Source organism: Brevibacillus sp. SKDU10, from assembly GCF_001645205.1.
Lineage (GTDB): Bacteria > Bacillota > Bacilli > Brevibacillales > Brevibacillaceae > Brevibacillus_B > Brevibacillus_B halotolerans.
Window position 1 is genome coordinate 1 of the sequence record NZ_LSSO01000199.1, and the last position, 20571, is coordinate 20571.

A 20571-nucleotide genomic window follows, 5' to 3' on the forward strand; every position below is an offset into this window, starting at 1 on the left:
AAACAATTATTTGGTTAACAATATTCTATATTTCGACACAATTTAGATAAAAATAGGTATTAGGTAATATTTCCAGTTTTGGATTTTTAGCCGATACTATGGTATGGAAATAAAATTCCAATTTAAAAAAAGGAGTCGATTAGAAGAATGAATTACAAGTGGCTAAGTATGATGACGGCAAGTGCAGTTTTACTCTCCAATGGTGCATTATGGCTACCTGCACCTGCCAATGCAGCAACAAACACAGTAAACAAATCCGTATTCTCACTAAGTAAGCAGCCTCCTTTACCTCAGTTCAAAACAGATGCAGGGGTACTCGGAGCTGAGGTAACTCCACTGGGAGAAGAGGAGCTTCGTACTGAAACTTTTTCCCAGCTAGAGAAAAAAAGCAAGCGAGCTAAGCGACAAGCCCTTCAAGCAACTCATGCTGAACAACAAACGTACAGTATGTCGGACTTAAATAGACTTAGCAATGAAGAGCTAGTAGAAGTTCTACGTAAGATAGAATGGAAGGATATTCCTGATTTATTCAAATTTAATTCAGATTCAGTTGAATTCTATTCAGACCGCGATCGGGTTCAGGCCGTTATTAATGCCCTTCAGGACAGTGGTAGGTCCTTTTCTGATCATGATGCACGCGGAATTTCGACATTGGTAGAGGTTTTACGTTCAGGTTATTATCTGGGCTACTACCATAAAGAGTTAAAATACCTTGATCAGCCAGACTATAAGAAAAAGGTACTGCCTGCTGTTAAGATCATTATGGCAAACAAGTATTTTGCATGGGGAACTAAGACACAACAGGAAGTTATCGGTGCTACGGGGAAACTTATCTCAAACACTACGGTAGATGTTGAGATCATAACAAAGATGACTGGACTAGTTTCAGACTTTATCGATCATTTTGATGAGTATGGAAAAGATCGTGATATGAGCAGTTCCTTTTATTCTGTAGTTCAAGGGATTGGGTACGTACTCATGTGGCAAGTGCGTGAACCAGAGGATCAAAAAGCGTTCCATGGTAGAATTGATAATTACTTGGAACAAATGTTCCGCATCGCCCACAAGGATCGGGCATCTAGTGATCTTTCGTGGCTAGTAAGCAACGGTTTGTACTACACCGGTTCTTTAGGGCATTACCACAGTACCCCGGAGAAAGGTAATCAAATTCTCACGGAAGCAATGAATTTGTATCCAAAGCTTAGCGAATTGTATTTTGTGGCAGCAGAGCAAATTTCTTATCACTATGATGAAAAGAATTACTATGGTAACCAAATTGATCTGAAGCAATTAAAAGAAGAAGGGAAAAAGAAATATCTGCCAAATCGCTATGAATTTGATGGAGGAAAATTTATCTTCCGTACAGGGGATCAGTTAACGGAGGAACAGCTACAGCGACTTTATTGGGCTGCGAAAGAAGTAAAAGCTCAATTTCACCGTGTCGTAGGTAATGACCAAGAGCTAGAAAAGGGTAATCCTGATGATGTGCTAACTGTGGTCATCTACAATAACCCTGATGAATACAGAATGAACAAATCTTTATACGGTTATGAAACGGAAAATGGTGGAATTTACATTGAAGGGGATGGGACATTCTTTACTTATGACAGAACCCCAGAGCAAAGCATTTATTCACTAGAGGAATTGTTCCGTCACGAGTTTACCCATTACTTACAAGGTCGATACGTGGTTCCAGGATTGTTCGGTCGAGGAGAGATGTATCAAAATGGACGCTTGCCTTGGTTTGAAGAAGGTGGGGCAGAATTTTTTGCCGGCGCTACCAGAACAGATGGCATTCATCCACGCAAATCTGTTGTAGGTAACCTAAGATATGATGATCGATCTAGCCGTATGTCTGTGTCAGATACCCTGCATGCTCAATATGGTTCGTGGAATTTTTATAATTATGGATTTGCCATGCAGTATCATTTGTTCCAAAACGATTTTCCAATGATGGATAGCATTCATAACGCTATTATGAAAAACGACGTAGCCCAATTTGATCGATATATTGAGCAGTTGAGCAGAGACAAGCGAGTAAATGACGCATATCAACAGACGATTGATGAGCTGGTACAGAATTATGAAGATTGGGATGTGCCACTTGTATCGGATGATTATCTAAAGGATGTGGAGCCAAAGCAGAAGGAAGAAATTTATGCGGAAATTTCTGAAGTTACAGGCTTGCGTGACGTAGAGACCGCAGAGCACGAATCAGAATTTTTCAATACCTTCACCTTACATGGAACCTATATTGGCGACAGATCAGAAGGAGAAGAGCAAGACTGGAAGAAGATGAATCAAGTAACAGATGACTTCTTGAAGAAGTTGAGTGAAAAATCGTGGAATGGTTATCGAACTATAACCGCTTACTTTGTGAATTATAAGGTAACGAAGGATGGTAGATTCTCCTATGATGTAGTATTTCACGGCAAACTGCCAGAAGGTAGTTATAGCGGGAACCTAGCCCCTGTAGTAGAAATAAATGGTCCGTATACAGGAGTTGTAGCTGAGTCCGTTTCGTTTAGCAGCAAAGGAACACGCGATAAAGACGGAAAGATTATGTCTTACCAATGGGATTTTGGCGATAGTCAGACAAGTCAAGAAGAGAATCCAACACACGTGTATGCTGAAGCAGGAACCTACGAGGTAAGCTTGCAGGTAACCGATGATGCTAAACAAAAAGTGACCAAAAAGACAACCGTAACCATTAGTGAAAAAGCGAATAAGCCGTCAGATAACTCTAATGATTCTTTCGAAAATGCCAGCAAGCTAGAAGCATTTGGTAAGCAAATAAAGGCTGAGCTGAGCCAACAGAAACAAGAGGATGTATTCTATTTTGATGTGAAAAAACCAGATAACATTGATGTTTCAGTAGAAGTGAAGGATGGAAAAGGAGTGGCGTGGCTATTATTCCACGAGGATGATCTGAAAAATTACATTGCCTATCCAAATCAAGGTGAAGGCGATCAGTTAATGGCTACTCTTGAAGCAAAACCAGGACGATATTATCTTTATGTGTATTCAACAACAGAGGAGCCCGTTTCCTACAAGTATCAAGTAAGTCTGGCTGGTGGCTCGAAGGATTTTACAGAAAGTGAGCCTAACAATCGATTCGAAGACGCGAATGGTCCATTGCCGCTAGGTGAACCTGTTAAAGGAATACTAGATGAGGACGACAATGCCGATGTCTACCGTTTTGAACTGAAAAAAGAGAGTGATGTAGAAATTATTCTGAAGCATACGAAAAAAGAGGGAATTAACTGGTTGCTCTACCATGAGGATGATTTGAAGAACCCCGTTTCGTATCCAGCAGAGATCGACAAGGGAAGAATGAGCGCTACTTATACAGCCGAACCTGGTCTATACTATCTGTATGTCTATAAATATCAAGATGAGGTAATCCCATATACCATATCAGTAAATAAGTAGGATTATAAAGCAGTAAAAAGCAATTATATTCATTAATATGCACCCCTTACAGTAAGCATTGATATCCTTTCTATGGATATCGAACGTGGCTGTAAGGGGTTTTAACGTTTATCTAGCAGTGAGGAGACTTTACATCATGGAATTCGATCCTTATAATTGAGTGTGTCAACTATTAACTAACTCAAGTGTGGTGATCACATGAACAACAAACGGGATTGGATTGAAATACGGGGAGCCAGACAAAATAATTTAAAGAATATTAGCGTCAAATTTCCAAGAAATAAGTTATCAGTGGTAACAGGTGTATCTGGCTCAGGTAAATCTACCTTACTGTTTGATATTTTGTGTCAGGAGGGAGAGCGAAAGTTTATTGGCGCAACTGGTAGAGCAGCGGATCATGTACGCCTTTTTGTCATAGGCCTGTAGAAAATATTACAATGGCCCACTTTTCTTTTAACACCTTGGCCGGGGCTTGTCCAAAATGCTTTGGTCTTGGGAAAATCGTCGAACCAAATTATAAAAACGATTCTTGATGCTTCTCTTTCTATTAAAGAAGGCGGGATTAAGGTTTGGAAGAAAGGCTTTGTTTGGCATTTCGGTCCTTTGCTTGTCCGGGCGGCCAAATACTATGGGATTCCTTTTCGAGAGGAGGATTTACATACTCCGATCGGTGAGCTTGTCAAGCAAGCACTAGCTTTATTTTCGAAGATGGATAAAATCAAACAAAAGCTTGTCTACTTAGATAAAATTGGCTTAGGATATATAAAATTGGGTCAACCAGCAAATACCTTGTCTGGTGGAGAGGCACAAAGAATCAAATTGGCCTCGGAGCTAGCTACTGCAGCTGGACGAAATACACCTGTATATTTTAGATGAACCTTCAGTGGGATTACATGAAAGCGATGCCGATAAACTCATTCAGGTTCTTCATGAATTGGTCGATAGAGGAAACAGTGTTGTTGTTATCGAGCATCATATGAGCTTGATCCGTCAGGCTGATTGGATTATTGAGATGGGGCCAGGAGGTGGGGAAGACGGAAGGCGCGTGATCGCCCAAGGAACTCCTCAACAACTGAAGGCCAATCCAAATTCTGTTATCAAACCATATTTATAGAGCTTTGAAGGAAGGTGCTTTTTTGAAAAAATCATTGGAAGACAGCTTTATTCCGTTTCAATGTGAAATTGTAAGCCGTCATAATAAATTTAATATCGAGGGAATTACGTCTGCTCAGTACAATGTTTTAGAGCTTGTCCAAACACAAGGTCCAAAAACAACAAATGAACTGGCGAGTGCACTAGGGATAACGGTATCAGGTATCTCAAAATTAACCAAAAAACTTTTGCAGAAAGGATTGATTGAACAACAACGCAGTCAAGCAGATAGGCGGTATTACCATATTGTCTTGACAGAAGCGGGAGTGGATTTTCTGAGGAAAGCAGAAAAATCACGCAAGGAGATCATTCAATTAATCGGAAAAGCACTTTCAAAAGAAGAAATCGAAGCCTTTAGCCGAATTTGTTCCAAGTTGAATACATATTTGACTAATCATAAAGAAAAGTAGGTGACTGACCCTATGAATGGACTAGAAAATGTAATATCCCCGATAACAAAATTTGAAGAGTCTGATATTCCAGGATTAATAGAGCTCTCGTCTTCTGTAGGTTGGGATTATGACCGAAATGAAATCAACACCATTATGTTATCTGGCAACGTTTATGGACATAAAAACAAAGACGGGAGAATTGTCTCAAGTGCAGCCATTATCCGATACGGCCTCAAACTAGCCTCTATTGGCATGGTCATTGTAAGACAGGAATATCGAGGACTGGGCTTAGGAAGAAAAGCTACGCAAAAATGCTTAGAATCGATTCCTGATCATATGCCAGCTATGCTTATTGCCACAGAGGATGGGAAACCCATGTATGAAAAGATGGGCTTTCATTTTACAGACTGTGTTCATAAATATCTTTGTTCAAACTATCGTTTTACCCCTTCTAGTAGGAATATAGTAGCTAATATACAGCCGATGTATATGGAAGATTTGCCACAGGTCATAAAAATAGACAAAGATGCCTTTGGTGTAGAGAGAGGAGCATTTCTTCGCCATAGATATAATCAGGCAAAAGAGGCAGTGCTTGTGAAAAGTCCTGACGGTCAGGTAGTAGGCTATGGTTTATCTATACTTGGGCCCATTAATCTCATAGTAGGCCCTATCGTCGCTCCGAATGCTGATATAGCATTCGCAATAGTGAATCAATTAGCTAAGCAGCATTCAGGTAAGGTAAGAATTGATGTACCCTCAGAAAATGAGCCGTTTATGTCTTATATTGAAGCATGCGGGTTTGAAAAGGCGAATCAGCCACCTATCATGATTACAAAAGCAAATCATTTACCTGCTCGCAACAAAACATTATTCGGAATTGCAGCACAGATATTTGGATGAAGCATTCCAATCCGAATGAAGCAACCATTAGCTTCAACAGCCGGTAGCAGTTACTCGCGAAATGACAGACTATCAAATTTTTTTCAAGATCGTCAAGTACAAATGACAGCTTACGGAGCTGATTTGAAGGTTATTGCTAACTTTTCAAAGCAAGATTTCACTCACGAAGGTAAACTCATTAAAGCCGGTTCTCTAATCATAACAGATGGGGATAAGCAGATCGTGTATCAGTAGACAAAAGTGTAAGAAGATATGCAATTTCAATCCTAATGGGAGTATAAAACGTTATAATAGGAAAAAGAGAGAGTACTAATTGACAATCTCATTTTGCTATTATAATCGTGAGGTGACGGCATCCATGTTTCAAGCAGAGGGATATACAGGCAATAAACAAGAGAACTATGAGCTTCTTTTAAAGCAGCTAGATGCATTAGTAGACGGAGAACCCAATGTACTGGCTAATCTGAGTAATGCAACTGCTTTATTACATCAATTTTTGACGGAAGTAAACTGGGTAGGGTTCTATCTATATGACAAGGAGCAAGACTCATTAACTCTTGGTCCATTCCAAGGACTGCCGGCTTGCACACGTATTCCAACAGGGAGGGGTGTGTGTGGAACAGCAGTTTTGAAACGATGCACGATGAGAGTAGCAGATGTCCATGCCTTCCCTGGCCATATTGCTTGCGATGCGGCATCTCGCTCCGAAATTGTTATTCCTATTTTTAAAGGGGAAGAAATCTATGGAGTACTCGATATCGATAGCCCGATTACAGATCGTTTTGACGAAACAGACGAGAAGTATTTAGAAGAATTTGTCCTACGTGTAGCAAAGTGTGTGTGAATAGAACAGAAGAGATAGCAGAATAGAAATGACTAACAACCAGGCGTCTCACCAACAAGGGCGCTTGGTTTCTTCTTGGTACATATCGATTAATGGGTAGTAAGACCTGTTTGTGAATACCACGAATTCTTGACAAGACCCTAGCACTTTTATATATTTTACTCAATTAAATTTTTAGTTTGTAAAATAAGGTGGTAGGCATTTTGGAAGATAATCATTCTATTGCTCATGAAAATTCTGTTGCTCATGAAATCCAAACATTAATGATCGAAATGAGTGGTGTGCAGCAAAAATCGAAAGCTTTTATGGATCTTTTTGTAAAAGATGCTGTTTTATCACAAAATCATGTAATGCTGTTAGTCGGCTTGAAACTAACAAATAGTCTAAAAATCACCGAAATCGCCGAACGATTCTTCATTACAGCGGGTGCGGCAACCTCGATGTGTGACAAATTAGAAGAGCTTGGTCTGGTTAGTAGAATTCGTACGAAAGAAGATCGTAGAGTGGTTTTGATAGTTCTTACAGAAAAAGGACAAGACAAAATAAATGAACTATTCAAAGGCTTTTCTAAGGAAAAACTACGTGAGATGGCCAATGTATTTAAACAAGTGAATGAATTATTGTCAACAATTGTTGAGTAGATGGAATAAAAATAGAATGCGAAGAAAGATGGGCTGTTCTTATCAAGGAGCAGCTTTTTTTATTCTACTCACTTTATTGACAGAAAAATATATCTATATTAAATTATATCTGTGAAATATTTTAATTGCTAAAATATATACATATTAAATTGTGTGAAAACAAGTAATTAGAATCTGGGGTAATGACGTTGCCTGCTTCAATTGAAAAGATTCAATGTAATAGAAAGGAAGACATACATGATGGGAAGTAAGTATCTTCAATATTTGTGCAGAGGTGCAGTGGGTCTGGTTGCAGTACCAGTACTTGCTGTCTTCTCTATAGGAATGTACATTTGCTCCTTTGTTTCAGTGATTGGCGGAGTGCTGTATATAGCGGGGATTGACATACATATAAGCCTTTGGAAGTTTGGTCAGGTATCACAGCTATCTAGTTTTTTTATTGCAGTAATGTTTGGTGGGATTTTATTACTACTGGCTGTTCGAAGCTGGAGGCTGTTTCAAGTATCTTGTCACTATGTTAAGAAAGGCTGAAATATACCGAATGGTTCATGTTGTAAGAAAAAAGAACATGTATAATGAATAACAGGAAATATGAATTCATTTTTTTGCTGTTCGAATCATTTTTTTCTCCAACCTGATTGGGAATCTCTTCTTTTTTAGTAGTTTATGTTGATCACTTTTGAGGAGGAAACGTGGAAGTAATGATTAATCTAGGGACATTTCAAGTTACATCTGGGGCATTAGTGGTATCAGATCCTTGCTATAATTATGAACAAGGCATTTCAGGAGTTGTAGAGGAAGCGGTAGTCGGTACGTGGATTGGCGTAATTGATCGAATAGACACAGGAGATTGGGGAGAGCGATGTGCTTTAGTTTGTGCTTATCACGAGTCAACTAACCTTGAACAGGTGACGAATTGGGAAGGATGTGACTTTATTGTAGGAGTAGACAGTGGTCAAGCGGGAATTTTTGAGCGTCAAATCTATCGAGTGGATGAGTCTGTAATGGGAGAAACGAAATTCATGCCTGAGCAAAGATGGTATTCTTCCTGCTGCGACCAAACATTGAGTGAACTCCAAGCCGGAGTGATTAATGGTGGTGTTGTTTCTAGCTCGGGATTTGGCGACGGTGGCTATGAGGCATTTATCGCAAAAAATGCTGAAGGAAAAGTAATTGCCGTACAGATCGTATTTATTACTGAAGAGGATTTGCTTGAAGAGGAGGAAGACGAGGAGTAGCCTGACATCCAAGGGGACCTGCACGGTTCCTTTTTTGCATTATTTCCTAATATTTCTACTATTATTTCTCGTTATCAAATATATTCAATTCAAGTAAGTTTCATAGAAGAGTGGCAGGGATATTTGAATGAGAGGAGAAGCCCATGAAGAAAAAAATCACATACAAATTAGATACATTTATAGATATCGGGCACCTACACAAAGGATTATAAGATAGTAACCTCAGCAATTGGTTACGACAACAAGATCTACATCTTATTAGTGAATAAAATACCAGAAAGAATAAACGGAATGTTTGTTCAATCTCAAACACCAAATCGCTTTACCTATAAAGTATTAATCATTGCAGAAGATGGCCAAGTACATGAAACATCGCTAGCCAAACAACGATATCATTATCATTTTATACAGCCTCTAAATGACAATACCCTGTTGGTAGTGGGTGCAAGAACGAGGTATTTTGGCCCAGACAAATTCGAGCTGAACGGCAAAATATTTGATTTGGACGGGAAGCTAATCAAGAAGCTGCTGCTAGGAGATGGGATTCAACATGTTCAAGTATCTCCTAACGGCACGATTTGGACAGGCTTTTTTGATGAAGGGGTTTTCGGCAATTATGGATGTGCCGATCCGATTGGAGCTTCAGGACTGGTTGCCTGGGATCAAGAAGGAAAACAAATATTCTCCAATCATAAGGCAGATATCTGTGATTGTTATGCATTAAATGTAGTTAGTGACCAAGAGATTTGGTTCTATTACTATACTGACTTTCACTTGGTGAAAATAGCCAACGATCAAATGGAGTTTTTCAAGCCTAAGATATCCGGAGCATCAGGTTTTATTACCTATAATAGCTTTTTCTTATTTGATAAAGGGTATGGTAAACATGATGAATATATATTATTGAAAAATAATGATTATGGTAAATTTACCCAAAAATGTGAAGTAAGGTTTATCAATCAAGAAGGGAAGACGATCCAGTCACATGATCGGGATTTTAGGGGGGAGGTTTTGATTCTTAGAGAAGGAGATAGCTTATATAAAGTTCACTTAAGTGATATTGTAAATCAAGTGTGATTATAAGATAGAGTATTTTTCATAAAAATGCAGATTTTCTATCATGGTGATTGAAATATTTTTTTTAATGCTCTGTACGAAACCAGAAATGTTTTTATGTAAAAATAAAATAATATTACGTGTAAAAACTGTGTAAAAGACCTTTTGTTGTCTTCTCGCTTTGGAAAGACATACAACATAAAGGTTTTTTATTATTAGAAATTGGTGAAAATTATGATATACAGCAATGGTAGCGGACTTTGTACGACCGGATATTTCAAATTTAGTCGATAACTTATATGTAATTTTATGTTGTGAATAAAGATATGTCAATTTTTTGAATAAAAATATAATTTTCAGGTAATATCTGTTATATATTTTTGTTTTAATTTACAATATATGTTAAGTTTTATTAAAATCTAGAAAGTAAAGAGGTGTTATCGTTGCAACAGCACACAGAGATGCCGGTAGTGACAATAAACCATTTGCTCGATTATCTGAAAGCAGAAATTCACTTTGTCCAGCCTTTTTTTCGTAATCCTCATTTCTTCATTGTTACCAACAAGGATGCGAAGAGCATAGATTTCATGTGCTCAAATGGAAAGACGATAAATGAGGAGCTGGATGACTCTTTTAAGAAGAAAATGATAGCGTTCTCAATGGAAACGATCCAAGAGGCAAGCTCTACAAGGAATCCTGCTATTCGATATGGAGATGAAATGTTTCCAAATGAACTGCCAGGATGGATCAGTGTTGGAAGTCCGATCTTTATTAATAATACAAAAAAGGGATATGTCAGCTTAAACTATCAATCAGAAGAGCATATCTCTTACATAGTGAATATTTTTTGCTACATCATAAAAACAGTAGAATGGCAATTAAACAATATAGGTGCTTCCCACAAGGAGCAGGAACTGGAGAAGAAATTCAAAGATTTTCAGCTCACCAAAAAAGAATGCGAGATTGTTCATAGTCTTCTTGAAAATATTTCGGTAAAGGATATTTCGAAACATCATTTTATATCGGTAGAGACGGTTCGAACCCATGTAAAAAATATTTACAATAAGGTTGGAGTAAATAATAGAGTGGACTTAGTTAGAACATTTGTATAACTACAGTGGCAAAATCCCCCGTGAAGGTGATTTTAAATAAAATTGGATATTATATAATAAAAAATGTAAAAGTTACCATTTTGAGTCACCTGATAGTTTTATCTCAGTATTCATTAATGGTAATTTTTCGAAGTGGTTCGTAGGTCTTTATATCTCTAGTGCGCTTTTTCCATGGAATAGAGTATGGGGTCTGTACCACAAATCAAAATGAATTATGTTCAAAAAATTCTAACATTTGAATGGAGGATGAAAGGTATGGCATGCGTAAATCAATGTCCAGATGCAATTGATCGTTTTATAGTTAAAGATAAAGGGTGTCACGGAGTAGAGAAAAAGTATTACAAACAGGTTTATGTAGCTTGCATGAATGGCCAACATCTGTATTGCAGAACAGAGTGGGGCGGTCCTTGCCAACTTTAATACACTAACAAAGCAGGAACACTCTATATTTATATAGAGTGTTCCTAGTCCTTTGTTCAAATTAGGAGGATCATAATGGAAACAGACAATTACAAAAAGTTTCTCAAAAACCCAAATCGTTTTTTAGAAAAGATTGGTAGTTATTTTCCGAAAGAAATGAATTTAATGAAAGATGGACCTTCTATAGATTTTACATGGGTTCGTAAAGAAAACTGTGGAACTGTTATATACATCATGAGTGAGTCTTGTAAATATTGCAGATATGATGCGATAAAAAAATTCTCTGAAAGATACGATAAATTCTCGTATATGATTTTCTTATATGGATCAGAGGAATATAAGGAACAGATAAAAGAAGAGTATGGGATTTCCTTTCCGATCGAGTTAACGGATCTGAAAGAAATAGGGGAAAAACTATTTATAGAGCTGGTTCCTACAATAATTACTATGAATAGTGTGGGTCAAATTATCACTTGTGGTCTATTTGATAATGAAGTAGAGTCCCTTGAAATGAAAATGGAACCGTTTCTTAACGTCTATTACTCCCTGGAGAGTTGTTAAAAATGAACCTCAATGGAAGGGATTCTGTACATAGCACGAGCAACCGAGAGCATTTGGGATTTTTTCAAAAGATGCGACACAGAAAACAATTATTCCTGTATGCATGTAAAATCATCTGGAATTTTAACAAAACCTATATGCTTTTGGTCTGCTCCTTAAGTATTATTCTTGCCCTGCAATCAAACGCTATTATTGTTGCGAATAAATATACAATCGATAATCTTGTCAGTTCACAAATCTATCTTGCACTACTTGGAATTGGAATAATGCTGTTCCTCGAATTGCTTCAGGAGACGTTTGATCTTTTCTTGCGATTCTATAATACGAAATGTGATGAACAGTTTGGGATTTACAGGGAGCAACAACTATTTGACAAGCTAGCAGGTATGCCGTTGCTAGAGCGTGAGCATCCCAGCTTTTTAGGAAAGATACAGGTCTGGTCGCTTGGACTGATGAAAGTACAAGCCACCTTTCAAACCGGAATACAATGTGTAAAAGCATTACTGACGGGGGGAATTTCCATTTATGTGCTGGTAAGTGGGTATTGGCTTATCGGCGCTATTATTATTGGGTTTTCCCTTATAAAAAGTGTTTTTGTATTTAAGGTTATCGATCCGCTGGTTTCTATGAATTTACAAATGGCGCGGGCTCATAACCTATCTACATATTTTCGAGATCTGCTAGTCCGAAAAGAGGCACAAAAAGAGTTTCTCTTATTTCAGGCTTTCTCCTTTTTTAAAGAAAAATGGCTCGATGCGAAAACAAACATCATGAACATGAATATAGAAATCACGAAATTAAATGTAAGGCCAGAATTTGTAAGTAGTTTGTTATCTGTATGTAGCAGATTAATTATTATGGTGATGATGGTCTTCCTTGTGGTAGAGAAGAGGATGACTATCGGAGATTTCGTTGCCATATCCTTGGCTGCCTCTTTGGCTGAAAGAAATATCCTGTCTTTATTTCTCCAATGCAAAAATCTATTAGAAAACCTGCGCTATGTAGATGAATATCAGAAGTTGGATATGATTACTCCAAGCAAGGGGGAAAAACAAGCGGCGATAACAGATTTTCAGCTAAAGCAGGGGATAGAGGTAATCGATTTAACCTTCACCTATCCGAATCGGCAGGAACCCGCACTTCATAAGATCAATCTCTCGGTAAAAAAAGGCGAAAAGATTGCGATTATCGGTGACAATGCAGCTGGAAAATCTACACTGATAAAGTTATTGCTCGGCTTATATCAGGCTCCAGATAACACGATTTTTTATGATGGGATGGAACAAAAGGAACTGAATGTTGCTGGCTTATGGAAAAGCTGCGGAGCAATCTTTCAGGATTTTATGAAGTACAAGGTATCTATTCAGGATAATATCTGCTTGGGAAATGAAAGGAAAGATGATCAGGAGCTGCATCATTTGCTTGAGCATCTGAATATACAAGATTTTTATCGGTTAAAAAACGGTTTGTTTACCAAGCTTGGAGACATTCATGAGGATTCGGTAGACTTATCTGGCGGTCAATGGCAAAGAATCGCACTGGCCAGATTATTATATCGCAATCTGGATCTGATGGTTTTAGATGAACCCACTTCGGCATTAGATCCAAACAGTGAAGTGAAGGTATTTGACGATATCCTAGAGCTAGCGAAGGATAAAACACTCTTTATCATTTCTCATCGAATTGGAATCGGGAAAAAGGTAGATCGTATCTATTATATGAGGCAAGGAAGTATTATCGAGCAAGGAACTCACCAGCAATTAATGGATGCAAAGGGTGAATACTATCGAACCTGGGAACGTCAAAGCGAGTGGTACAATTCAGAATTAGTCTACGAAAATAGGGGGTCATAATACGATGTCAAAAAAACTAGTTCGTGATACCGGTTTAGAAATAGGTACACCGATTCCACCCATTCACTTCACAAATTGGGATTCATCACAACTAGAGCTGAAATTTTTGCCTAAAGGGGCTGCTTTGGTTTTCGTCTCCGTTTTTTGCTCCTATTGTATCGATTTATTACCTCACCTTCGATCAATAAGTCAGAGTCAGGATATGCAGCTTTATCTCTTTTCGGATGGAGAAATCGAGGATCACGCAGAAATGGTAGATTATTTTGAATGGGATTTCCCCCTGATTCAACTGAAACATCAGGAAATGAACGAAATCTTTAAGGTTAGTTATCACCCGTTCCTCCTTCTTACTGATTCAAAGGGTGTGATTATTAGCAAAGGAGATATCTACAGGGCAGAAGATTTTCATAAAATTCTAGAAAGTGTAACACTCCAATGATGTCATATCTGCTCTTCCTTCCGTATGGTTTTGCGTTCATGTTCTTTGTTTCCGCTGTTACAAAGTGCTTTTCAATGTTTGAATTCAGACAATCGATTGTACACTTTGATGTTATATCGAGAAAATATGTGATGATCAGCTCCTTTCTGGTTATTCTTATGGAATTTGTTTTAGCAATTTGTTTTACCCAGCTTGTTTTTTTACATGCGGCTTTTATCCTAACTGGCTTGCTGATGATTTTTTTTATCGGACTTTTCATACGAGCTAGTAAGCAGAAAAAAAGCTTTGCCTGTAGCTGTTTTGGGGGTAGCACCAAAAAGACAAACATAAAACTTGCCATCCTGCGGAATTGTTTGTTATTGCTTGGAGCGATCGGAGGTTTTTGGATAGCTAACCAGCTAGAGGGGATACCAAATCCCCCAGAGCAGATCATGCCGTGTCTCATTGTAGCAGCGTTTTTCATACCTATTTACAAGGAATTGACCATTTTATCTAAACTGAAAAAGAAAATGAGGATGATGGCGCCATGATGGGTTTCTTGTTAAGTATTTGGGGCATCATACTTGTTTTGATCATCGGGATGAAGATAACAAAAGCCTTCTATTATAAAAGGTATCTTCAAATCTATGTTTCTGGCAGTAAGGAGATTACGGATCTGCATGACAAGAGTATTTTTCTCTTTCTATCTTATACAGATCCTAGCAATGCTGAATATCTTGCGGAAATTAGCCGCCGCTTCCCTGAATATCAGATCTATATCATCTATAAGGCGCCTGAATGGAAAGCAAGGGTATTTTCTCGTCAAATCAATGAACATACGAAGCTACGGGTTGATGAACAGGGGATCATGTCTGATGATTTAGGGATTTCAGCTTTTCCTGCTTTTCTTACTTACCAAGAGGTTTTCAAGAAAATATCGATTGTACGCTTTCATACGTATTAAGATTATGAGCGAGGTGTTTGTCATACATGCATAGTCAATTGGTAGTAGTAGATAACATCAAATTTAGCAAGGAACATAAAAAACACGACATAGGGCATATCCTTCATGACATCACGATTCCAGCATTGCCCTACGTGTATACTTTTCAGATGTTTATCGCGCTAAAAGAATTACCTGATCAGGCAACCTTTGAACTTCAATTGAAAATCAAAGATCGGAATGGAAAAGATGTTGGGATTTCGAGTCCCATCACAATGTATCATGAACGCAAGAATGAGCAATCTTCTGAAATGGAAACATCGTTAAAAATGTCTATGGTACTTAGCTTGGAAGGAACATATACAGCAGAGCTATATTATGATGGAGAAGTGATTACAACTCATCCAGTCCATGTACGGCTGGAGCAAGCGTCATAGAACAGGAAGCCTGCTTTTTATTGCAATAGATAGTGAGTGATCATTTTATAAAGCTACCTAACTCAAATGGTAGCTTTTTATTTTTGAAGGAAACAACTTCGTCTGCTTTACATGAGGATACGTTGAAATACAACTTGACTTCGTGTAAGCTGCTAATACGCTTCGTTATTCATTAGGGCTTTTCGGGATTGTAAAAAGAGAACAAAATATGAAAGGCGCTGACAAAGCGGTATAAGCAAGAAAAGATTGTATTTTTTTAAGACTTATGGTATTCTGAAACAAATTTATTGAACGGAGGGTTTTCTCATGGCATACATAAGATTCCGATTTACTACTTTGTCCCACTAATTGAATAGTGATCAAAGGCTCTGCCTGTGTGTAGAGTAATCGGGATTAGTCTGCCTTTTTATAGGAAAACTCTATGAGAACGATATGAAAAAAGGGATGGACATTCGGTGTCTGTCTTTTTTTGTATCGTAAATTTATGTAAGCCAAGAGACACGTTTAATGGCAAGATCATCATTTTGGGATAGTGGCACGCTGTTTTACTACTCTGATAGCTAGTAAAGAGTAGTCTTTGCACCTAGTATTTACATGTTCTCTTGTATCGCGCCGTCTTACACGAACAACGTAAATGGCACCCGTCTTATTTTTGGTGTTCTTTTCCCGTTACTTAAGCACAGGTAGCAATGCCTGTGTATTTTGTTTTGACACGGTTTCGGGTGTGAAAATACAAAAATAAAGGATGTGCAGCATATGATGATAAAAACAGACGAACAAATCCTGGCGGTTGCGAAGAAGCATGGACTGCTACTAAAAGAGGATTCGTTACAGAGAAATGATTCTGGTATAGATTTTCAGGTTGTTATGGCGCACGATCTGAATGGAGTACAATGGGTGTTACGCTATCCAAGACGAATAGATGTGCTTCCCTCGGCAAAAAAAGAGAGGCAAATTCTAACCCTGATAGAATCGCGAGTGTCGGTACAAGTTCCGATTTGGAGAATTTACTCAGAAGAGCTGATTGCCTATCAGTTGTTAAAAGGTGTACCAGCAGGAACGATTGATCCAGAAGCAAAGGCATATATCTGGGAAATTGACGAAAAAAATGTGCCAGATGCATTTCATGAAACGCTCGCCCTTGCAATCGCCTCCCTGCATCGGATTAATCCGAACGCTTGCAGAGAGGCAGGGATAGAACTGGAGACTGCTGAAGAAGCAAGGGCCTCGATGAGAGCGAGGATGGATAAAATCAAAATGACATTTGGGGTAAGTGATGATCTCTGGAATCGCTGGCAAAATTGGCTTGCAAATGATACGCTTTGGCCCGCGAAAACGGTGCTCATTCATGGGGACCTGCATGCAGGACATATCCTAGTTGATGAAGCATCACGAGTAACAGGCTTGATTGATTGGACGGAGGCAAGGGTAACTGATCCTGCCCATGATTTTGTGGCTCATTATCGAACTTTTGGAGAAGAAGCTCTGCAAAGATTAATCTATCACTACGAGCAAGCAGGTGGAAACGTTTGGCCGAATATGGCTGATCATGTCATTGAATTAGCTGCTAGTTATCCTGTTGCCATTGCTGAATTTGCCGAAAAATCGGGGCTAGAAGAGTACAAGGAGATGGCCAGACAAGTTCTGGGTGGATAATTTCTTAATAAAGACAGCAGGCTCAGAATGAGAATTTGTTGATTGCAAAAGGTGCCCCTCCGAAAAAGCAAGCTTTTTGGAGGGGGCTTTTTTACTTCCACCAGTCATCGAATGGAGTTACTGGTAAGCGGCGCTTGTGCTCGGTTTTATCATACTTTTCTTCGATTTTTTCCACGATTTCAGCAGGTACAGGCTTCAGGGTTAAATAGTTATCTAAATCATCGTAAGAAAAGCCAAGGGCGGTTTCATCAGGTAATTGAGGATGGTCATCTTCAAGATCGGCTGTAGGAACTTTCAAATATAAAATTTCAGGCGCTCCAAGATCTTGCAGGATTTGTCTTACTTGCCCCTTGGTCAGACCGGAAAGGGGGACAACGTCAGCGCCTCCATCTCCATATTTAGTGAAAAAACCGGTAGTTGCTTCGACAGCCTGATCAGTCCCAAGAACTAATAGTCCTAAGTGGCCGGCTATGTCATATTGAACCTTCATGCGTTCTCTTGCCTTCGCATTACCCTTATGAAAATCTGACAGTTCAATCCCCGTTGAATGTTTAAGCTGTTCAAGAGAAGTATCAACGGCCGGCTTGATATTAACCAGCATATTTTGATGTGGCTTGATAAATTGAAGTGCCTTCTGGGCGTCAGCTTCATCTATTTGAGTTCCGTAGGGAAGACGAACAGCCACGAAATGATATCGTTTATCCGCAGCGTGAGTAAGCTCATCGCAAGCAACCCGGGCCATGATACCCGCTAAGGTAGAATCAATTCCGCCGCTTACTCCCACAATGTATCCATTAGCTCCAGAGATAAGAAGGTATTGCTTTAAAAAATCTACCCTGTCACGAAATTCATGTTTGGGCTGTGCATCTACATGAACATGTAGCTTTTTGATTATTTCTGTTTGTTTCGCCATTTCAACGGACCTCGCTCACATATAATTGATGTTCCTTGATGTAATCTAAAACCTCCTCAGGCAGGAGAAAACTAGCTTCACCATCATTGCGAAGCTCACCGCGAATGTAGCTAGAGCTAATTCCCATACTGATTCCTTTTGACATCGTCAGGAAATTTTCATCATTATTGCGTAACAAGGGGTCCTTAGCGATTAAATCATCAGAATGATAGCCTTCTCTTGCCATGACAATAAAATTGTTGTTTTTCACCAATTTTTCAGCATTCCCCCAAGAGGATATACCTTCTAGCAGATCTGCTCCCATGATAAAAAAGATTTCATCTTGCGGATACAGATTTTTGAAATGATTCATTGTGTCAAAGGTATATGTTTCACCAGGTAACGCGTTCATTTCAACGGTAGAGATTTCAAATAATGCTTCTCTAAAACGATTTTTCTTGTTTTTGCACGTTTCTAAGGCAAGCTGAAGCATGTTTAAGCGGTGGTGATCTTCAGTTTGAAGTATCTTATCTCTACGCAGGGAAGAGCAGGGAATAAAAAACACTTTGTCCAGACGTTTACGTTTTGCCACAGCAGCAGCTGTAAAAAGATGTGAATAGGTAATAGGATCAAAGCTACTTCCGTAAATACCATATCGCATGAAGGGTTCCTCCTTTAAGATTCTATGAGAGCAAGCTCGCGTATTTCGTTAATCATCTTATCTTTCAGCTCCCGTAATTCATCAGATAAAGTAACGGGATATACCTCTGGATTGTCTAAGCGAAGATATTCCTCCCAGAATGTATTCTTTTGGGCTTGATGGAACTGCTTGATTTCTTCCAGGGATGGTTTATCATAAACCAGCTTTCCTTCTTCAAAGATAGGAACTAATAGCTCGACTGCTGTAAAATGGCTTACGCGCTTTATTTTTAATGGATTGACTGGATGCTTCAGTTGAATCTCCTTGAGGCCTTGAATATTCTCATGCTCAAGGCAAATATAATCACCTTTTGCCATACCATCCTGATCGTATATCCGATAGGTTTTTTTACAACCAGGATTAATAATCTTGTCTATATTTTCAGAGACTTTAATAAGAGCCACCCAGTCCTTTTCGGTTCTTCTTGCAACAATTTTGTGTACCCCACCTAGGGCAGGAGTATCATAAGCAGTGATAAATTTGGTTCCAATGCCCCAAATATCAATTTTAGCTCCTTGGTGCTTAAGAGAGGTAATCGTGTACTCATCGAGATCACTGGATGCAGCAATTTTTACATAGGGAAAACCTGCATTATCTAGCATTTTTCGTGCTCTCTTGGACAAAAAGGCTAAATCGCCGCTATCTAAACGAATGCCAGTAAGCTTCTGCCCATGTTCCTCCATCCGTTTAGCCACTTTAATGGCATTGGGAATACCTGAACCTAAAACATCAAAGGTATCGACAAGAAGGATACTTTTAGCGGGAAAAACCTCAGCAAAGGCGAGAAAGGCATCTAGTTCATTTGGGAAAAATTGAACAAATAAATGAGCATGTGTACCTGTAGTAGGAACACCATATTTTTTCCCAGCTTTCAGATTAGAGGTGTAGTCAAATCCAGCGATATAGGCTGCTCTAGCTCCCTGTACGGATGCGTCACGTCCCTGAGCACGTCTTTTTCCCATTTCAATTACACTTTGCCCATCTGCTGCTGTCACAATTCGAGACGCTTTTGTCATGAGCAGGGATTCACTGTTCACTGTATTAAGCAATTGAGCTTCGATCCAGATACACTCCATGATAGGGGCAATCATTCGTATGTAAGGAGTGTTTGGAAAGACGATTTGTCCTTCTTTCATTGCATGCAAGCTCCCTGTAAAACGTAGTGAGCGAAGTTCTGACAGGAAAGCTTCCTCATACATGCCCTTGGACCGCAGATATTCAAGGTCACTTTCATTAAAGTATAGATTCTCTACAATATCAATTAACTGGTCGAGTCCCCCAAAAGCAACGTATCCCCCTAGCTCACCAGTAAAATCACTGCTTGGCTTAACAAAAGGAGCTTTACGATAAAAATCATCAAAGACAACTATCGTGCGGTGTAGATTTTTTTTGTATAAAGCATACATCATCGTAATCGCATATTCATCCACATCAAGACCGTAATCTCTGGAGGGATCATAAAAGGGAAGGATTTCAAATTCTTGTTTTCCGCAAAGAGGGCAGGGAGTTTCTTCAGACGTCATTCTAAAAGCAGGCTGCTTACAGAAGAGGCACATATGGATATAGCGATATATTTTCGGATCAACAATATCAAAGATTGTTTTTGTCATTTTCGGCCAGTCCCCTCGTATTAGCTTTTTGAGTAAAAAGCATGCATAATTGGTCAATAATTATTTACAACCTGTATTCCCATTTGGTTTTTAAAATGCTGTAATGCCCAATCGTGTCCTACAGGGTTGAAGCTTGCAACTGCATCCTCATGAATAATCACCTCGAAGCCAAGATACCAAGCAGATACCGCCGTATGGAGAATACATATATCAGTGCATGTGCCGACAAGATGAATTTGGCGAATACCGCGCGTATGCAATTGTAGCGCTAAGTCAGTTCCTTCAAATGCACTGTATCTTGTTTTATCCATCCA

At 38.9% G+C, this 20571-nt stretch carries 25 protein-coding genes; 21 read left to right on the plus strand and 4 right to left on the minus strand.

Going from position 1 to position 20571, the window contains the following annotated elements; genetic code table 11:
* The first annotated feature begins 147 nt into the window (after positions 1–147).
* From AYJ08_RS20250 to AYJ08_RS20340, 21 genes are all read left to right on the plus strand, one after another.
* Positions 148–3432 carry a collagenase gene (locus AYJ08_RS20250; RefSeq protein ID WP_064019206.1) on the plus strand — a complete coding sequence of 1095 codons (3285 nt, stop codon included), beginning with the start codon at positions 148–150 and terminating at the stop codon, positions 3430–3432.
* 198 nt (positions 3433–3630) lie between these two features.
* On the plus strand, positions 3631–3858 hold the full coding sequence (locus AYJ08_RS24620; RefSeq protein ID WP_064019207.1) for an ATP-binding cassette domain-containing protein: 228 nt from the start codon (positions 3631–3633) through the stop codon (positions 3856–3858).
* A 66-nt stretch (positions 3859–3924) separates the two neighbouring features.
* A complete protein-coding gene (locus tag AYJ08_RS24625) occupies positions 3925–4308 on the plus strand; it encodes a hypothetical protein (protein WP_231929199.1) in 384 nt (127 codons plus the stop codon).
* Between the two features lie 7 nt (positions 4309–4315).
* The gene (locus AYJ08_RS24630) at positions 4316–4546 is read left to right on the plus strand and encodes a hypothetical protein (protein WP_064019209.1); all 231 of its coding nucleotides are present in this window, start codon (positions 4316–4318) and stop codon (positions 4544–4546) included.
* 22 nt (positions 4547–4568) lie between these two features.
* Complete coding sequence (locus AYJ08_RS20270) at positions 4569–4994, plus strand: MarR family winged helix-turn-helix transcriptional regulator (protein ID WP_064019210.1); 426 nt, start codon at positions 4569–4571, stop codon at positions 4992–4994.
* 12 nt (positions 4995–5006) lie between these two features.
* Positions 5007–5876: a GNAT family N-acetyltransferase gene (locus tag AYJ08_RS20275; protein WP_064019211.1), complete on the plus strand. Its 870-nt coding sequence runs from the start codon at positions 5007–5009 to the stop codon at positions 5874–5876.
* Between the two features lie 15 nt (positions 5877–5891).
* On the plus strand, positions 5892–6110 hold the full coding sequence (locus AYJ08_RS24145; protein WP_197490769.1) for a hypothetical protein: 219 nt from the start codon (positions 5892–5894) through the stop codon (positions 6108–6110).
* 124 nt (positions 6111–6234) lie between these two features.
* Complete coding sequence (locus tag AYJ08_RS20280) at positions 6235–6720, plus strand: GAF domain-containing protein (RefSeq protein ID WP_064019212.1); 486 nt, start codon at positions 6235–6237, stop codon at positions 6718–6720.
* Between the two features lie 203 nt (positions 6721–6923).
* Positions 6924–7361, plus strand: a complete 438-nt coding sequence (locus tag AYJ08_RS20285) for a MarR family winged helix-turn-helix transcriptional regulator (RefSeq protein WP_082891042.1) — start codon at positions 6924–6926, stop codon at positions 7359–7361.
* A 237-nt stretch (positions 7362–7598) separates the two neighbouring features.
* The gene (locus AYJ08_RS20290) at positions 7599–7892 is read left to right on the plus strand and encodes a hypothetical protein (protein WP_231929201.1); all 294 of its coding nucleotides are present in this window, start codon (positions 7599–7601) and stop codon (positions 7890–7892) included.
* Between the two features lie 170 nt (positions 7893–8062).
* Positions 8063–8599 (plus strand): DUF4241 domain-containing protein, encoded by a 537-nt coding sequence (locus tag AYJ08_RS20295; protein WP_064019213.1) that lies wholly within the window; start codon positions 8063–8065, stop codon positions 8597–8599.
* A 291-nt stretch (positions 8600–8890) separates the two neighbouring features.
* Positions 8891–9676: a hypothetical protein gene (locus tag AYJ08_RS20300; RefSeq protein ID WP_231929203.1), complete on the plus strand. Its 786-nt coding sequence runs from the start codon at positions 8891–8893 to the stop codon at positions 9674–9676.
* Between the two features lie 413 nt (positions 9677–10089).
* Positions 10090–10767 (plus strand): helix-turn-helix transcriptional regulator, encoded by a 678-nt coding sequence (locus AYJ08_RS20305; protein WP_231929204.1) that lies wholly within the window; start codon positions 10090–10092, stop codon positions 10765–10767.
* Between the two features lie 255 nt (positions 10768–11022).
* Positions 11023–11187, plus strand: a complete 165-nt coding sequence (locus AYJ08_RS23675; protein ID WP_197490767.1) for a laterosporulin family class IId bacteriocin — start codon at positions 11023–11025, stop codon at positions 11185–11187.
* 75 nt (positions 11188–11262) lie between these two features.
* On the plus strand, positions 11263–11748 hold the full coding sequence (locus tag AYJ08_RS20310; protein ID WP_064019216.1) for a hypothetical protein: 486 nt from the start codon (positions 11263–11265) through the stop codon (positions 11746–11748).
* Between the two features lie 71 nt (positions 11749–11819).
* On the plus strand, positions 11820–13601 hold the full coding sequence (locus tag AYJ08_RS20315) for an ABC transporter ATP-binding protein (RefSeq protein WP_064019225.1): 1782 nt from the start codon (positions 11820–11822) through the stop codon (positions 13599–13601).
* A 4-nt stretch (positions 13602–13605) separates the two neighbouring features.
* Positions 13606–14040, plus strand: coding sequence for a thioredoxin domain-containing protein (locus AYJ08_RS20320; protein WP_064019217.1), 435 nt, complete (start codon positions 13606–13608; stop codon positions 14038–14040).
* The gene (locus AYJ08_RS20325) at positions 14040–14570 is read left to right on the plus strand and encodes a MauE/DoxX family redox-associated membrane protein (protein WP_369799696.1); all 531 of its coding nucleotides are present in this window, start codon (positions 14040–14042) and stop codon (positions 14568–14570) included. The genes AYJ08_RS20320 and AYJ08_RS20325 overlap by 1 nt, the downstream gene beginning before the upstream one ends.
* A complete protein-coding gene (locus AYJ08_RS20330) occupies positions 14567–14983 on the plus strand; it encodes a hypothetical protein (RefSeq protein ID WP_064019218.1) in 417 nt (138 codons plus the stop codon). Before AYJ08_RS20325 ends, AYJ08_RS20330 begins: the two co-directional genes overlap by 4 nt.
* A 26-nt stretch (positions 14984–15009) precedes the next feature.
* A complete protein-coding gene (locus tag AYJ08_RS20335; protein WP_064019219.1) occupies positions 15010–15399 on the plus strand; it encodes a DUF6941 family protein in 390 nt (129 codons plus the stop codon).
* A gap of 759 nt (positions 15400–16158) precedes the next feature.
* Positions 16159–17055, plus strand: coding sequence for a macrolide 2'-phosphotransferase (locus tag AYJ08_RS20340; protein WP_064019227.1), 897 nt, complete (start codon positions 16159–16161; stop codon positions 17053–17055).
* A 91-nt stretch (positions 17056–17146) separates the two neighbouring features.
* On the opposite strand, the gene nadE is transcribed toward AYJ08_RS20340, so the two are convergent.
* From nadE to AYJ08_RS20360, 4 genes are all read right to left on the minus strand, one after another.
* Entirely contained in the window at positions 17147–17968 is an 822-nt protein-coding gene (gene nadE, locus AYJ08_RS20345) for an ammonia-dependent NAD(+) synthetase (RefSeq protein WP_064019220.1), read from the minus strand.
* 1 nt (position 17969) lies between these two features.
* Positions 17970–18608: a nicotinate (nicotinamide) nucleotide adenylyltransferase gene (gene nadD, locus AYJ08_RS20350; RefSeq protein ID WP_064019221.1), complete on the minus strand. Its 639-nt coding sequence runs from the start codon at positions 18606–18608 to the stop codon at positions 17970–17972.
* 14 nt (positions 18609–18622) lie between these two features.
* The gene (locus AYJ08_RS20355) at positions 18623–20257 is read right to left on the minus strand and encodes a nicotinate phosphoribosyltransferase (protein WP_064019222.1); all 1635 of its coding nucleotides are present in this window, start codon (positions 20255–20257) and stop codon (positions 18623–18625) included.
* Between the two features lie 53 nt (positions 20258–20310).
* The coding region (locus tag AYJ08_RS20360; protein ID WP_157452903.1) for a cysteine hydrolase family protein at positions 20311–20571 on the minus strand (261 nt) is incomplete at its 5' end.

Bases quoted from the DNA above. Each gene is read 5' to 3' on its own strand.
- AYJ08_RS20250 (WP_064019206.1), top strand. From the start codon at position 148: ATGAATTACAAGTGGCTAAGTATGATGACGGCAAGTGCAGTTTTACTC.
- AYJ08_RS24620 (WP_064019207.1), top strand. From the start codon at position 3,631: ATGAACAACAAACGGGATTGGATTGAAATACGGGGAGCCAGACAAAAT.
- AYJ08_RS20275 (WP_064019211.1), top strand. From the start codon at position 5,007: ATGAATGGACTAGAAAATGTAATATCCCCGATAACAAAATTTGAAGAG.
- AYJ08_RS24145 (WP_197490769.1), top strand. From the start codon at position 5,892: ATGAAGCAACCATTAGCTTCAACAGCCGGTAGCAGTTACTCGCGAAAT.
- AYJ08_RS20280 (WP_064019212.1), top strand. From the start codon at position 6,235: ATGTTTCAAGCAGAGGGATATACAGGCAATAAACAAGAGAACTATGAG.
- AYJ08_RS20290 (WP_231929201.1), top strand. From the start codon at position 7,599: ATGATGGGAAGTAAGTATCTTCAATATTTGTGCAGAGGTGCAGTGGGT.
- AYJ08_RS20295 (WP_064019213.1), top strand. From the start codon at position 8,063: ATGATTAATCTAGGGACATTTCAAGTTACATCTGGGGCATTAGTGGTA.
- AYJ08_RS20300 (WP_231929203.1), top strand. From the start codon at position 8,891: ATGTTTGTTCAATCTCAAACACCAAATCGCTTTACCTATAAAGTATTA.
- AYJ08_RS23675 (WP_197490767.1), top strand. From the start codon at position 11,023: ATGGCATGCGTAAATCAATGTCCAGATGCAATTGATCGTTTTATAGTT.
- AYJ08_RS20310 (WP_064019216.1), top strand. From the start codon at position 11,263: ATGGAAACAGACAATTACAAAAAGTTTCTCAAAAACCCAAATCGTTTT.
- AYJ08_RS20315 (WP_064019225.1), top strand. From the start codon at position 11,820: ATGCGACACAGAAAACAATTATTCCTGTATGCATGTAAAATCATCTGG.
- AYJ08_RS20320 (WP_064019217.1), top strand. From the start codon at position 13,606: ATGTCAAAAAAACTAGTTCGTGATACCGGTTTAGAAATAGGTACACCG.
- AYJ08_RS20325 (WP_369799696.1), top strand. From the start codon at position 14,040: ATGTCATATCTGCTCTTCCTTCCGTATGGTTTTGCGTTCATGTTCTTT.
- AYJ08_RS20330 (WP_064019218.1), top strand. From the start codon at position 14,567: ATGATGGGTTTCTTGTTAAGTATTTGGGGCATCATACTTGTTTTGATC.
- AYJ08_RS20335 (WP_064019219.1), top strand. From the start codon at position 15,010: ATGCATAGTCAATTGGTAGTAGTAGATAACATCAAATTTAGCAAGGAA.
- AYJ08_RS20340 (WP_064019227.1), top strand. From the start codon at position 16,159: ATGATAAAAACAGACGAACAAATCCTGGCGGTTGCGAAGAAGCATGGA.
- nadE (WP_064019220.1), bottom strand. From the start codon at position 17,968: ATGGCGAAACAAACAGAAATAATCAAAAAGCTACATGTTCATGTAGAT.
- nadD (WP_064019221.1), bottom strand. From the start codon at position 18,608: ATGCGATATGGTATTTACGGAAGTAGCTTTGATCCTATTACCTATTCA.
- AYJ08_RS20355 (WP_064019222.1), bottom strand. From the start codon at position 20,257: ATGACAAAAACAATCTTTGATATTGTTGATCCGAAAATATATCGCTAT.